This is a genomic window from Methylocystis borbori (assembly GCF_036576025.1).
GTDB lineage: Bacteria > Pseudomonadota > Alphaproteobacteria > Rhizobiales > Beijerinckiaceae > Methylocystis > Methylocystis borbori.
In genome coordinates this window covers 13,888-27,616 of record NZ_JAZHYN010000043.1, presented here as the reverse complement: position 1 = coordinate 27,616, position 13,729 = coordinate 13,888, and the positions used below count along the sequence as shown (strand labels likewise).

General features: G+C 64.8%; 11 protein-coding genes. 7 read left to right on the top strand and 4 right to left on the bottom strand.

Annotation, left to right across the window (positions count from 1 at the left end; genetic code table 11):
* On the bottom strand, positions 1-2,559 hold a 2,559-nt coding region (locus tag V3H18_RS13135; protein ID WP_332082524.1), incomplete at its 3' end, for an Rne/Rng family ribonuclease.
* Between the two features lie 693 nt (positions 2,560-3,252).
* On the opposite strand from V3H18_RS13135, the gene V3H18_RS13130 reads away from it, so the two are divergent.
* Together V3H18_RS13130 and V3H18_RS13125 are read left to right on the top strand one after the other, a co-directional pair.
* A complete protein-coding gene (locus tag V3H18_RS13130; RefSeq protein ID WP_332082523.1) occupies positions 3,253-4,572 on the top strand; it encodes an N-acetylmuramoyl-L-alanine amidase in 1,320 nt (439 codons plus the stop codon).
* A 365-nt stretch (positions 4,573-4,937) separates the two neighbouring features.
* Positions 4,938-7,343 carry a penicillin-binding protein 1A gene (locus tag V3H18_RS13125; protein ID WP_332082522.1) on the top strand — a complete coding sequence of 802 codons (2,406 nt, stop codon included), beginning with the start codon at positions 4,938-4,940 and terminating at the stop codon, positions 7,341-7,343.
* 200 nt (positions 7,344-7,543) lie between these two features.
* Here V3H18_RS13125 and V3H18_RS13120 read toward each other — a convergent pair whose 3' ends face one another.
* Positions 7,544-7,717, bottom strand: a complete 174-nt coding sequence (locus V3H18_RS13120; protein WP_332082521.1) for a hypothetical protein — start codon at positions 7,715-7,717, stop codon at positions 7,544-7,546.
* A 154-nt stretch (positions 7,718-7,871) separates the two neighbouring features.
* Between V3H18_RS13120 and V3H18_RS13115 the strand changes: the two genes are divergently transcribed.
* Together V3H18_RS13115 and V3H18_RS13110 are read left to right on the top strand one after the other, a co-directional pair.
* Positions 7,872-8,027 (top strand): hypothetical protein, encoded by a 156-nt coding sequence (locus tag V3H18_RS13115; RefSeq protein WP_332082520.1) that lies wholly within the window; start codon positions 7,872-7,874, stop codon positions 8,025-8,027.
* Positions 8,028-8,079: 52 nt separating this feature from the next.
* A complete protein-coding gene (locus tag V3H18_RS13110; RefSeq protein WP_332082519.1) occupies positions 8,080-8,520 on the top strand; it encodes a DUF1036 domain-containing protein in 441 nt (146 codons plus the stop codon).
* 9 nt (positions 8,521-8,529) lie between these two features.
* On the opposite strand, the gene ccmB is transcribed toward V3H18_RS13110, so the two are convergent.
* Together ccmB and ccmA are read right to left on the bottom strand one after the other, a co-directional pair.
* A complete protein-coding gene (ccmB, locus tag V3H18_RS13105) occupies positions 8,530-9,201 on the bottom strand; it encodes a heme exporter protein CcmB (RefSeq protein ID WP_332082518.1) in 672 nt (223 codons plus the stop codon).
* A 175-nt stretch (positions 9,202-9,376) separates the two neighbouring features.
* Entirely contained in the window at positions 9,377-10,042 is a 666-nt protein-coding gene (gene ccmA, locus V3H18_RS13100; RefSeq protein WP_332082517.1) for a heme ABC exporter ATP-binding protein CcmA, read from the bottom strand.
* A gap of 179 nt (positions 10,043-10,221) precedes the next feature.
* Between ccmA and V3H18_RS13095 the strand changes: the two genes are divergently transcribed.
* The 3 genes from V3H18_RS13095 (at position 10,222) to V3H18_RS13085 (ending at position 13,728) form a co-directional block, all read left to right on the top strand.
* On the top strand, positions 10,222-11,460 hold the full coding sequence (locus V3H18_RS13095) for an aminotransferase class I/II-fold pyridoxal phosphate-dependent enzyme (RefSeq protein ID WP_332082516.1): 1,239 nt from the start codon (positions 10,222-10,224) through the stop codon (positions 11,458-11,460).
* 67 nt (positions 11,461-11,527) lie between these two features.
* Entirely contained in the window at positions 11,528-12,736 is a 1,209-nt protein-coding gene (locus V3H18_RS13090; RefSeq protein WP_332082515.1) for a hypothetical protein, read from the top strand.
* Positions 12,733-13,728, top strand: a complete 996-nt coding sequence (locus V3H18_RS13085) for a fatty acid desaturase (protein WP_332082514.1) — start codon at positions 12,733-12,735, stop codon at positions 13,726-13,728. The genes V3H18_RS13090 and V3H18_RS13085 overlap by 4 nt, the downstream gene beginning before the upstream one ends.
* The last annotated feature ends 1 nt before the right edge of the window (position 13,729 follow it).

Below are 13,729 nucleotides of genomic sequence, written 5' to 3'. Positions count from 1 at the left end.
TTCGCTCGGCGCGGGCGCGCCTTCGATCGCCGCCATCAATGCAAGGCCCTCGTCCGAAGGCTGCTCGGCGCCCGGCGCGATCTGGTCGCCGGCTTGATCGCGATCTTGGCCGCCGCCCCGACCGCGACGACGCCGGCGTCGGCGTCCGCGCCCTGCGCCCTCTTCTCCTTCTTCCGCCGCGAAACGCGCGCGTCCGCCGCGCTCGTCGCGACGCGGCTCGACGGCTTTTTCTTCCTCGCCCTCCTCTTCGAGGTCCTCGGCGATCGCTTCTTCGAGCGCCTCTTCCTCCAAAGGCTCGGCGCGCACGGAATCGACCCGCAAGGGCGCGTTCCTTTGCTCGACCCGCACGCCCGCCGCGAGTTCGCCGCGCTCCAGCGAGTGATAAGTGGCGCCGGTCAGCGTGTCGTCGGCGGCGACCGTGATATGGACGCCGAAGCGGCGCTCCAGCGCCTGCAAATGCGATCGCTTCTGGTTGAGGATATAGAGCGCGACCACGGCGCGCGTGCGCAGCGTCACGTCATGCGCCGCGCTTTTCACCAGCGCCTCTTCGAGCACGCGCAGCACATGCAGCGCGATGGAGGCGGTGGAGCGCACATGGCCGGCGCCGGCGCAATGCGGACAGGGCACGGTGGAGCCCTCGACGACGCCGGCGCGGATGCGCTGGCGCGACATTTCCAGAAGGCCGAAATGCGAAATGCGGCCGACCTGAATGCGGGCGCGGTCATTCTTCAGCGCGTCCTTCAGACGCCGCTCGACGGAGCGATTGTTGCGACTCTCCTCCATGTCGATGAAATCGACGACGATGAGGCCGGCGAGATCGCGCAGGCGCAACTGGCGCGCGACTTCGTCCGCCGCTTCGAGATTGGTGCGCAGCGCCGTGTCTTCGATATTGTGCTCGCGCGTCGAGCGCCCGGAGTTCACGTCGATCGCGACCAGCGCCTCGGTCTGATTGATGACGAGATAGCCGCCCGATTTCAGCGTGACGTGATTGGAGAACATCGCGTCGAGCTGCGCCTCGACGCCGGCTTCGGCGAAGATCGGATAGGGTTCGCGATGCTGGCGCACGTTTTTCGCATGGCTCGGCATGAGCATGCGCATGAAGTCTTTCGCCTCGCGATAGGCGTCGTCGCCGGAGACGACCACTTCCTCCACGTCGCGGCCGTAGAGATCGCGGATGGCGCGCTTGATGAGCGAGCCTTCCTCGTAAACGAGGGTCGGCGCTGACGAGCGCAGCGTCAATTCGCGCACGCTCTCCCACAGGCGCAGCAAATATTCGAAGTCGCGCTTGACCTCCTGCTTGGTGCGGGTCGCGCCGGCGGTGCGCAGGATGACGCCCATGCCCTCCGGCACTTCGAGGTCGTGAACGATTTCCTTGAGGCGCTTGCGGTCCGCGCCGTCGGTGATCTTGCGGGAAATGCCGCCGCCGCGCGCGGTGTTGGGCATCAGCACCGAATAGCGGCCGGCGAGCGAGAGATAGGTGGTGAGCGCCGCGCCCTTATTGCCGCGCTCTTCCTTGACGACCTGCACGAGCAGCACCTGGCGGCGCTTGATGACTTCCTGAATCTTATATTGGCGGCGCGCGCGCGGCGCCCGATACGGCGCCTCGTCCATGGCGTCGCCGCCGATGTGTTCGACGTGGTCTTCCTCGTCGTCCTGCTCGTCTTCCTCAGGCTCTTCGTCGACGGGCTGGTCGCGGCGCGCCTGGACTTCGGCCCGTTCCTCTTCGGCCTCTTCCTCTTCGGAATCTTCGCGGGCGCGTTCGCGCGCCTCGTCGCGCTCGTCCTGGCGGCGCGCTTTCAATTCGTGATCGGGCTCCGGGCTCTCCGCCGAAAACTCTTCGGCCTCGCCCGTTTCAACGAGACCGAAGCCGGAGGGATCGACGGAAATCGCCTCATGCTCGGGCGCGATGGCCGGCTCGGCCGCGACCGCTTCGGCGTTGGGCGGCGGCTCGGCGGCGGTCTCGGCTTCGATGGAAAGCTCAGCCGCTTCGAAAACCTCGACGGGCGCGGTCTCGGCAGTCTCGCCGGACGCCGCTTCGACGGCTTCGCCAGTTTCGGCTTCGACGGCCGGCTCCAGAGCCGCCGCCTCGCCTTCCGCGAAAGCCGTCTCGGCCTGATCCTCGACGATCGGGCCTTCAATCTCGAATTCCGCCGCTTCGCCGGTGACCGCCTCGTCGACGCGCGCGCGCTTCTCCGCGCCCTCATGCTGACGGCGACGCGAGCGGCGGCCGCGGCCATGCGAGCGATGCTCCTCTTCCTCCGCCTCATGATGGGCGCGGCTCTCTTCCTCGAGCAGCGCCTGCCGGTCGGCGACAGGGATTTGGTAGTAGTCGGGGTGGATTTCGGCGAAGGCGAGGAAGCCGTGACGATTGCCGCCATAATCGACGAAGGCGGCCTGCAGAGACGGCTCCACCCGCGTCACTTTCGCCAGATAGATATTGCCGCGTAGCGGCTTCTTGTCTGCGGCCTCGAAGTCGAATTCCTGAACGCGATTACCGCGCAGCACCACTACGCGGGTTTCCTCCGGGTGGGAGGCGTCGATGAGCATTTTGTTGGCCATGGGGGACTCTTTGCCGCGTCGCGCGCATCGACGCCCGCGGCGCCTGCCGCAGTCCCCTTTGGGACGCGGCGACCGCATTTTGGCGCAAACTGATGGCGCGAACGCTGTTTGATTGAATATAGGAGAAAGGCCTGCGGCCTGCGAGACGCTGGCCGGCCCAAGGACCGGCGGACAGATCAACGGGACGGAAAAGCGTTTCGCCGCTTCTCCTTGAGAGATGACGACCGAACCGAGGCCAAGAGACTAAGCTGCGCAAGACGCGACGCCCCGTCGCGCGGAGGAACCGCCCGACATGACCGCTCGCTTTCGCGCCTGTCATGGTCCTTGCCATGAGATCGTCAAAAAACCTTTCGCGACGCCCGAAGGCGGCAAACCAAACGTCGCAGCCTGCGCAAGGCGGCGCGACGAGAGACGTCAACTGTCCGGGAAATCCGCTGGCCTAACTTGGCGGCCGCGTCCCGCGGCCATTAAGGCGCTGGGAATTCCACAGCACCCTTTCTTAATATCGGCCGTTGCTCGGCGGCGCAAGCGCCGCCTCCGCCATTCGTCGTATATTTGACAAAACTATTTGGAGAAAGCCTGACGCTCGCCGCTGGCGCCCGCCCCAAATAGAGGCTAACCCTTCGTTAACGAACATTCTTACAACATTCTTTCGCCTTGCGCATTATGTCGAATTGCGGAGATTGAGGCCGAATGGCGGGATCAGGCCAAAAAAATAGGCGGAATGTCGGGGCGCCGATCATTTGGGCGCTGGCGGCGGCGCTCGCCTGGCTTGCGCCCGCCCTCGACCAGGCAGCATTTGCGCAGAATCGCCCAAACGCAGGTAACGCCGTCGATTCAAAAAGTTCTCAGCGCGCGGAGATTTCGGCGCGCGCCGCCCGAATCGAAAGCCTGCCCCAAGGCGCGCGGCTCGTTTTCGACCTCACGGGACCGGCCCCGGCGACCGCCCATCCGGTCGCCAATCCGCCCCGCATCATCGTCGATCTGCCGGAAACGGCTTTCCGAATGGACGCCCGCGCCGGCCAGAACACCAAAGACAAGCTGATAAAATCATTTAGATATGGCCTTTTCGCGCCGGGGCGCTCGCGCGTAGTGATCGACCTCGCCGGCCCCGCAAGGATTGTCAAAGCCGAAAGCCAGCCGGCGGAGAATGGCGCGCGCCTCGTCGTCGAGCTTGCGCCGACCGACGCCGCCGGCTTCGCCGCGGCGGCGGCCGAATATGCCCGCGCCGTCGCGGCCGAGCCGCAAAAGCCCGCGGCCGCCGCGCCCCCTGAGCCGACAGACAAGCCGGTGGTCGTGATCGACCCCGGCCATGGCGGCGTCGACATGGGCGCGACCAGCCGCACGGGCGTCCTCGAAAAAAATGTCGTCTTCGACTTCGCCCGGACGCTCCAGGAGAAAATCGAGGCCGGAGGACGGATGCGAGTGGTGCTCACCCGCACCCAAGACGTATTTCTGCCGCTCAATGAGCGGGTGCGCATCGCCCGCGCCAACAACGCCTCGCTGTTCCTTTCGGTCCACGCCGACACGCTCGCCGAGCCGCATGTCGAGGGCGCGACCGTCTATACCGTCTCCGCCAAGGCGTCGGACGCTGAGGCCGCGCATATCGCCGAAAAGGAAAATCTCGCCGATCAGGCCGCGGGCCTCGAAAGCAAGGCGGAGGCCGAAGAAGTCGGCGACATTCTTTTCGAACTGACGCGGCGCGAGACCAGCGCCTACAGCCGCCAATTCTCGCAGTCGCTCATCGCCTTCTGGAAGGAAGCCGGAAGCCTGAACAAAAATCCGCGCCGGGCCGCGGGTTTCGTGGTGCTGAAGGCCTTTGACGTGCCCTCGGTGCTGCTGGAGCTCGGCTATCTGTCGAGCGAGAGGGACCTCTCCCGCCTTACCTCGCCCGAATGGCGCGACCACGCCGCGCAAAAGACCGCCGAGGCGATCGACGCCTTCTTCAACGCGCGAGGACGGGAGGCGCGCGTCCCCCCCGCCGCGCCGATTTCCGCGGCGCGCCCACAATAAAACACAAAAGAACGGCAAATGAACGCTTGCGGCGCATAGCGCGGCGGCGCGCCGGGCCGCCAAATTTCCCCGTCTTTGCGGGAATTTCGCAATGAGAAGCGAAACTCGGCGGGGGGCGCCTATGGAAGGGCCTCCGCAAGCCGCTCGATCCACGGGCGCTCATGGCGCTGAAGCTTAAGGGGCGACAAACATGCGATCGCTCACCATATCCATGGGCTGAAAAAGACGATTCGCGCGGCGCCGGCCGTCGTCCCGCGTCACGCGCGCCGCCGAAGGCTCTCGAAAATGTAACGCGGACGCTCTCGGCGATTAGGATAAACAAGGGGTGGGCGCCGACGCGCCGACCGGCTCAAAGGTGACGTTTCATGCGACTTTTCGCGAGATTTCTGGGCTTCGTTTTCGCGACCGGCGCGATTCTGTTTCTCATCGGCGCCGTCGCCGCGGCGGGATTGATCTACTATTACTCGAAAGATCTGCCCGACACGGCGCAATTGCGGGATTACGAGCCGCCGGTGACGACGCGGCTCCATGCCGGCGACGGCTCCATTCTCGCCGAATATTCCCGCGAACGCCGGCTGTTCTTGCCGAGCTCCGCGATTCCCGATCTCGTCAAGCAGGCCTTCATTTCGGCGGAAGACAAGAATTTCTACAACCACGCCGGCGTCGATCCCGAAGGCGTGATGCGCGCCGTGACCGTGCTCGCGCAGGGCGGGCGCCATGTGCAGGGCGCCTCGACCATCACGCAGCAGGTCGCCAAGAACTTTCTCGTCGGCAATGAACGCTCGATCGACAGGAAGATTCGCGAGGCGCTCGTCGCCTTTCGCATCGAGGCGACCTATCCCAAGGACAAGATTCTCGAACTCTATCTCAACGAGATTTATCTCGGCCTCGGAAATTATGGCGTCGCCTCCGCGGCGCTCAACTATTTCAACAAATCCGTCAACGAGCTGACGCTCGCCGAAGCCGCCTATCTCGCCGCCCTGCCCAAGGCGCCGAGCAATTATCATCCTTTCCAGAATCGCGAACGCGCGATGGAGCGCCGCAACTATGTCATCGATCGCCTGATCGCCGACGGCTATGTGACGCCCGACGAAGGCGCGAAGGCGAAGGCCGAGCCGCTCGGCGTCAATCCGCGCGTGCTCTCGCCCAATACCTACGTCGCGGGCTATTTCGCCGAGGAAGTGCGCCGGCAATTGCTCGAGCAATATAGCGAGAAGAAGCTCTATGAGGGCGGGCTCTCGGTGCGCACGACGCTCGATCCGAAAATGCAGGCGCTCACCCGCAAGGCGCTCGCCGACGGCCTCGTGCGTTTCGACGAGGCGCATGGCTTCCGCGGCCCGATGAACCATATCGACATCGCCTCCGACTGGGGCGTGACGCTCGCCGCCATTCCCGCGCTCGGCGACGTGAAGCCGTGGCGGCTCGCCGTCGTGCTCAACGTAAGCGGCGACGGCGCCCGCATCGGCCTGCAGCCCGGTCGCGAGAAATCGGGCGAGGTGGCGCGCGAACGCGAGACCGGGCTCCTGACCGCCGAAGGCATGCGCTGGACCGGCCGCGCGCCGAAAACGGCTTTCACCCCTGGCGACGTGATCTATGTCGAGCCGCTCGCGGGACGGCCCGGTCAGTTCCGCCTGCGGCAGATCCCCGACATTTCGGGCGCGATGGTGGCGATGGACCCCTATACGGGCCGCGTCTTCTCCATGGTCGGCGGCTTCTCCTTCGACCAGTCGGAGTTCAATCGCGCGACGCAGGCGCTGCGCCAGCCGGGCTCCGCCTTCAAGCCTTTCGTCTACGCCACCGCGCTCGACAATGGCTATACGCCGTCCTCCTCGATCCTCGACGAGCCGATCTCGATCCAGCAGGCGGACGGCAGCTATTGGACGCCCGAGAATTTCGAGGGCGGCCACGGCACCGGCGCGCATCCGCTCCGTTACGGCATCGAGCATTCGAAGAATATGATGACGGTGCGCCTCGCCAAGGACGTCGGCATGCCGCTCATCGCCGAATACGCCAAGCGTTTTGGCATCTACGACGAGATGACGCCCTATCTCTCCATGGCGCTCGGCGCCGGCGAGACGACGCTTCTGAAAATGGTCACCGGCTATTCGATGCTGGCCAATGGCGGCAAGCGCATCAAGGCGACGCTGATCGACCGCATCCAGGACCGCTGGGGCAAGACGCTCTATCGCCATGACGAACGCCAATGCATCGGCTGCGACGCGGCGACATGGGAAAGCCAACTGGAGCCCAAGCTCATCGACAAGCGCGAACAGGTGCTCGATCCTTTGACCGCCTATCAGATCACCTCGATCATGGAAGGCGTGATCCAGCGCGGCACCGGCGTATCGATCAAAGCCGTCGGCAAGCATCTCGCCGGCAAGACCGGCACGACCAATGACGCGAAAGACCTGTGGTTCGTCGGCTTCTCTCCCGACCTCGCCGTCGGCGTCTTTATCGGCTACGACCGGCCGCGCTCCCTGGGCAGCCATGCCCAGGCCGCGCAATTCGCCGCGCCGATCTTCCGCGATTTCATGACGGTCGCGCTGAAGGACAAGCCCGACGCGCCGTTCCGCGTGCCGCCCGGCATCAAGCTCATCTCGGTTGACGTGCATTCCGGCCTGCGCTCGTCTGGGCAAGGCACGATTCTCGAAGCCTTCAAGCCTGGAACGGCGCCGCCCGACGCCTATTCGGGCGGCGGCGGACCGCGCCAGCTCGATACGCCGCATGACGTCGACCAGCAGGTCGGCAGCGGCACGGGCGGGCTCTACTGACAGCTTGCGAGAGGCGACATGATCCTTGGCTTGCATTGATCGTCGCAGCCTAAGACGCATACTCACAAATTCCTGCCATGTCCGCTTCGGCTCCGGTAGTGATCGCTCGTTTGTAGCAGCAGGAAAATGACTTGATGGGCCAGAGGCGGAATTGCTGTGGATCGCCCCAGTGGACGGCGCACATCGTCGCCTCCGCCGGCCTAAGTTCGCTTGCGAACCTGCCTCCCATAGCGCTCCTGCAGCGCGCGCCAGATCGCCATCTCGACCGGCGAGTAGGCATCGTCCTCGCGATTGAGCCAGAATGGTTCCTTTAAGATGAAGCGGCGGCTGGGCAAGGAAGCGCGGCTCCTTGCCATCATGTATTTGCGCCGCATGCGCGCAGCTCAATGCGCCGGCCTCGGCTGCGCTACGACGGTCAGCTTCCTTTACGCCTCTCTCCCCTAACCGGACGAGGCGCCGGGCGCTATTTCAATCATAATGATGTTGCCGCGCGCGTTTTTTTAAGCGCGCATTTGAAGGAATCGAGAAATGTCCAAATTGCTCGACCGCGCCCTGCACGTGGCGCTGCTCCTCAGTCTTACGCTCGCATTCGTGCTGGCCGCCACGCCATGGCGCGCGCGCAGCCCGCGTCTTTGTCCGGCGAGAACTCCCGCTTCCGCCAAAAACCCCTGGGCGTTGCGGTAAGCGCGACGCAGGCATACGATGTCTTTCTCACTCTCCTTCATTGGAGCGAGGAATGACCCATTTGCGTCGTTTGATTTTGATCGCATGCGCAAGTTTTTTGCTCGCGCCAATCGCAAAAGCCGACTTCAAAATCTGTAACCGCACGCCCGAGAGCATCACGGTCGCCGCAGCCTGGGTCAGTCCCAGCGGCGGCTTCGTGTCGGAAGGCTGGTGGACGCTTCGCGCCTGCGGCGGCTGCGAAACCGTGGTGCTGCGAAGCGAAACGTCCGATCCGCATAATTATTTCTTTTACGCGCATGCCGGCGCCAAGGAATGGCGAGGAGACTCGATGTTTTGCACGACGCGGAGCGCATTCAGGATCTCCGACGCCAAGCGCTGCCCGCTCAAGCGGCGCGGCGAGATGAAGGGCTTCATTCATGTGACGAGCGGGAGCGGCAATCAGACCCGCACGCTGACGGGGCGATCGAGCAGCGGCGGCGTGTGCATCGATTGAGGCGCGCCTTCACTCGCCCAAATATCGCAGCGCCGCGGCGGCGGCGAAGGGACAGAGCGCGAGCGCCGCGAGCGTGATGGCGCAAAGAATGGCGAAGGGCGCGAAGAAGGGCGTCGCAGCGCCGCTCGCAGCCTCCGCCGCCGAAACGCCGAAGATCAGCACCGGGATCGCGAGCGGCAGCACGAGCAGCGCCATCAGCAGGCCGCCGCGCCGCACGGTCACGGTGGCCGCCGCGCCAATCGCGCCGATCAGGGTCAGCGCCGGCGTGCCGACGAGAAGCGTCGCGACGATTCCGGCGAGCGCCATCCGCTCCTGCTGCAGCATCAGCCCGAAGAAGGGCGCGGCGATAATGAGCGGCAGGCCCGTGGCCGCCCAATGCGCCGCGCATTTGATGAGCACGGCGAGTTCGAGCGGCGTCTCCGCGAGAGGGAAGAGATCGAGCGAGCCGTCTTCGGCGTCCGCCTGAAACAGCCGGTCGAGACAGAGCAGCGTCGCGAGCAGCGCCGCGATCCACAATATCGCCGGGCCAATGCGCGCGAGCAGATTGGGGTCCGGCCCGACCGCGAAGGGAATGATCGCGACAAGCGTGAGGAAGAAGACGACGCCCATCGCGCCGGAGCCGCCGATGCGGCGCGCGACGCGCCATTCGCGCAAGAAAAGCGCGGCGAGCGGGGAGGTCAATTGAGGCTCCAGTCAATCATATTGTCCGGGCCAAACCCCTGGCCCCTCACCTTACCTCTCCCCGCTCTGGCGGGGAGAGGAGGCGGTAAGCGCAACGCCAAAAGCCCCTCTCCCCGCTTGCGGGGAGAGGTAAGGTGAGGGGCTGGGGCAAAGAGTCGGAGAGAAAAACGCAGCATTATCCCGCGCTCCCTAAAGCCAATTCCGCCGCCTCTTCGAGCCCCAGCGGCTCATGCGTCGCGGCGACGATGAGGCCCCCGAGCGCGCAATGATCGCGCATGGCGGCGGCGAATCGCGCGCGCGAGGCTTTATCGAGCGCGGTCAGCGGCTCGTCGAGCAGCCAGAGCGGCCGGAAGGCGACGAGGAGCCGCGCCAGCGCCGCCCGGCGCTTCTGTCCGGCGGAGAGAACGCCGAATGGGGCCTCCGCCGCATGGCCGAGGCCGACGACGTCGAGCGCCTCCTTGGTCGAGCGGCTGCGCCCTTCCGTCCCTCGCGCGAGATAGCGGCCCCAGAAGTCGAGATTCTCCCGAACCGTGAGCGCCGCCTTCAGACCGTCGGCATGGGCGAGGTAATGCGCCTGCTGCGGCAACTCTGCTCCCGGCGCGCCGCCTTCCAGCGCCGCGACGCCGCCCGCGAGCGGCAGGAGGCCGGCGATGGCGCGCAGCAGCGTCGATTTGCCAACGCCATTCGGGCCGGTCACGAGGAGCGCCTCTCCCCCGGAGAGGCTGAAGCTTATCCCCCGCAGAACCAGCCGGCCGCCGCGCGCCGCCGCCAGATTCTCGACCTTGAGCCGCAGATTGGCGTGGCGCTCGGCGTGCGGCCGATGGACGGAGGGCTCGGACATGGTCTAGGCAATAGAACGTCGCGCCGGCGAGCGCCAGACCGGCAGGCGCGGTCCCGCTGGCGCGGGCGGGGCGGGAATGCTAAGCAGCGCGATCCTTCTTTGGACGCGCGCGGCGGCGTCCGGGTTTTCGCTTTGAGACAGCGCGCGGCGCGCCCGGTGATCAGGGACTGCGAAATTAAGTGACGAAGCACAAAAGTCTAGAGGACTATGCGGCGCGGCGATTCCGCTTCGCCGGCAACGCCTTGCTGGAGTTCAACGACCCGTTCTTCGCCCAGATCGACCGCCTGCGGACCGAATTCTCGGCGCGCGGCAAGAACTTCGTCAGCTTCGCCAATTACGATTACCTTGGCCTCGCGAATCACTCCCAGATTCGGGAAGCGGCGAAGCGCGAGGTCGACGGCCTCGGCGTCGGGGCGCTGGCCTCCCGGCTCGTGGGCGGGGAACGCTCCACGCACCGGCCCTTCGAGGCGGAGATCGCCGAATTTCTCGGCATGGAGAGCGCACTGACGCTCGTTTCCGGCTATCTCTCCAATGTGACGACCATCGCCTGGCTGATGAGCGGCAAGCGCGACGCGATCTTCATCGACGAACTCGCGCATAACAGCATCGTCGCCGGCGCCGACGGCGCGGTCGCGCCTGTCATCAAATTCCGTCATAACGACTTCGACCATCTCGACCATCTGCTGGCGCGCCATCGCGAGGAATATCGCAATGTGCTGATCGTCGTCGAAGGCGTCTACAGCATGGACGGCGATGTCGCCGATCTGCCGCGCCTCTTGGCGATCAAGGAAAAATACCAGGTCTGGCTGCTGGTCGACGAAGCGCATTCGCTCGGCGTCCTCGGCGAGACGGGGCGCGGCCTCGCGGAATATCAAGGCGTCGATCCCGCCCGCATCGACCTCATCGTCGGCACCATGTCGAAGACGCTCGCCTCCTGCGGCGGCTATGTCTGCGCCAGGAAACAGGTCATCGACTGGTTCCGCTATACGCTGCCGGGCTTCGTCTACAGCGTCGGCCTCTCGCCGGTGATCCTCGCCGCGGCGCGCACCGCGCTGCGGCTGATGCAGGAAGAGACCTGGCGCATCGCCAAGCTCGCGCAGAACGCCGAGCTTTTCCGCGCCGTCGCGCATGAGGCGGGATTCTCCACGGGGCCGGCGATCGGCCGGGGCGTCGTGCCGATCCTGTTTTCGAGCGATATCGAAACGATGTGGGCGTCTCAGCATTTGCTGGAGCAAGGCTATTACGTGCCGCCCGTCGTGCGCATCGGCGTGCCGAAGGACGGGCCGCGGCTGCGCTTCTTTTTCTCCGCCAATCACAGCGAGGCGGAGATTCGCGACGTGATCCAGACCTTGCGCGACATGCCGCCGGTGACGGAGGAAGCGCACCAAATCGTCGCCGCCGCCATGGCCGGCGGATAGGCCATTCGCCATATCCGCGTCACTTTGACGCTTTCGGTTAACGCCGACTTGCCGCTAGGACTTGCATATGGCGCGGATCGAGATTCTTCCGGTCGACGGCCTCTCGCGCTTTGCGACCTTTTGCCGGCTCCCGCGTCTCCTCTACGCGGGCGCGAAAGGCTTTGCGCCGCCGCTCGACGTCGAGCGCTGGACCGTCTTCGCCCATAAGCTCAATCCGCATTACAAGCTCGTCGAGGAGCAGAAGTTCCTCGCGCGGCGCGACGGCGAATGGGTCGGACGCGTCATGGCGCAGATCTACAAGCCGGGCGTCGTTCCGGTCAGCGCCTCCAACGCGCAGTTCGGCGCGCTTGACGCGATCGACGACGTCGAGGTCGTGCGCGCCTTGACGCAAGCCGCCGAGGACTGGCTGCGCGCCAAAGGCGCGACGCGGATCAACGGCCCCTTCTCGCCTTCGATCAACAAGGAATGCGGGCTGCTCGTCGACGGCTTCGATGCGAGCCCGATGTTCTTCATGCCCTGGCATCCGCCCTATCTCTCGCGCCATCTCGAATCGCTCGGCTATGAGAAGGCCCAGGATCTTCTCTCCTATCGTTTCGACATTTCGGGCGAGGATCTCGAGAAGTCGCCGCGCATCTCCTCGCGCCGCGAATGGCGCGACCGCCTGAAGCTGCGCCCCTTGCACATGAAGGCGCTGAAACAGGGCGAGACCGCGCTGATGGCGGAGCTGTTCAACGACGGCTGGAGCGACAATTGGGGCTTCGTGCCCTTCAGCAAGGAAGAATTCGATTCCGACGCCGACGCGCTGCAATATCTCGTGCCGGCGGATTTCGGCATCGTCGTGGAGCTTGACGGCGTCGCGCAATCTTTCGCGATCGCTTTGCCCAATCTCAATGAAATCCTCGCCGATCTTGATGGCCGCCTCTTCCCCTTCGGCTGGGCGCGCGTTCTTACGCGGCTGCGCTCGCATAAATTCGATTCGGCGCGGCTGCTGCTGCTCGGCACGCGCAAATGGCTGCAAAAGAGCGCGACCGGCGGCGCGATCCTACTGGCGCTGATCGAGGAGATGCGGCGGCGCGGCGCGAATTTCCATATTCCTTATCTCGAAGCCGGCTGGGTGCTTGAATCGAACGCCGACATGCGCCGCCCGATCGAAATGTTCGGTGGCAAGATCGACAAGATTCATCGCATCTACGAGAAACGCCTTGCGGTCGAGGGCGGCGCCGCGCCGATGCGCGACGGAGTCGCGGCCCATCAATTACAGGATGCATCGTCATGAGCGGCATTTCCGTCACCGCCAACGGCGCCGACCGTTCGCATGTCGAGCGGCGCAAGTTGATCTTGGAAAAATATCCGCAGACGCGCGAACTCTTCGGCAAGGACCCCCTGACCTTCAAGATCACGGCCGCGATCTTCGTCGGCCAGCTTGTCATCGCCGCGATTTTAGGTTCACTCGGCCTGTCCTATTGGTGGCTGTCGCTGCTCATGGCGATCTGCGTCGGCGCCTTCGCCAATCACGCCAATTTCGTCATCATTCACGACGCCATCCACAATTGCGTCTTCGACAGTCCGCTCGCCAATAAGTGGACGGCGATCCTCGCCGATCTTCCGAACGCCTTTCCAACCGCGATGGGCTTTCGCTGCTATCACATCAAGCACCATTCGCATCTCTCGGCCTATGATTATGACGCCGACATTCCGAGCCGCTGGGAGGTCGAATGGGTAGGCGACAGCGCATGGCGCAAGGCCGTGTGGCTCTTCTTCTTCCCCGCGGTCCAGCTTGCGCGCCTGTCGCGCCTCAAGGGCACGGTGCCGATCTGGGGGACATGGACCTATATCAACATCGCCGTGATCGCCGTCTTCGATCTCTTCGTGCTCTGGGCCTTCGGGCCGAACGCCCTGCTCTATCTCTTCTTCTCCTTCTGGTTCTCGGTGGGCGGCCTGCATCCTTTAAGCGCGCGCTGGCTGCAGGAGCATTTCGCCTTCGGCCCCGACCAGGGCACGTTCGACTATTACGGGCCGCTCAATAAACTCGCGCTCAACATCGGCTATCACAATGAGCACCATGATTTTCACGAAATTCCGTGGAATCGCCTGCCGGAGCTCAGAGCCATGGCGCCCGAGTTCTACGACACGCTGCGCTGTCACCGCTCATGGACGGCGCTGCTCGTAACTTTCATCTTCGATCCCGCCTATTCGCTCGGCACGCGCTCGGAAAATGTGACGCAGGCGGCCGAACGACAGGCGCCCGTCGCCACGCCGGCGGAGTAAG

Excerpts from the sequence above, each read along its gene's own strand:
- V3H18_RS13130 (WP_332082523.1), top strand. The coding sequence starts at position 3,253 with ATGGCGGGATCAGGCCAAAAAAATAGGCGGAATGTCGGGGCGCCGATC.
- V3H18_RS13125 (WP_332082522.1), top strand. The coding sequence starts at position 4,938 with ATGCGACTTTTCGCGAGATTTCTGGGCTTCGTTTTCGCGACCGGCGCG.
- V3H18_RS13120 (WP_332082521.1), bottom strand. The coding sequence starts at position 7,717 with ATGCGGCGCAAATACATGATGGCAAGGAGCCGCGCTTCCTTGCCCAGC.
- V3H18_RS13115 (WP_332082520.1), top strand. The coding sequence starts at position 7,872 with ATGTCCAAATTGCTCGACCGCGCCCTGCACGTGGCGCTGCTCCTCAGT.
- V3H18_RS13110 (WP_332082519.1), top strand. The coding sequence starts at position 8,080 with ATGACCCATTTGCGTCGTTTGATTTTGATCGCATGCGCAAGTTTTTTG.
- ccmA (WP_332082517.1), bottom strand. The coding sequence starts at position 10,042 with ATGTCCGAGCCCTCCGTCCATCGGCCGCACGCCGAGCGCCACGCCAAT.
- V3H18_RS13090 (WP_332082515.1), top strand. The coding sequence starts at position 11,528 with ATGGCGCGGATCGAGATTCTTCCGGTCGACGGCCTCTCGCGCTTTGCG.
- V3H18_RS13085 (WP_332082514.1), top strand. The coding sequence starts at position 12,733 with ATGAGCGGCATTTCCGTCACCGCCAACGGCGCCGACCGTTCGCATGTC.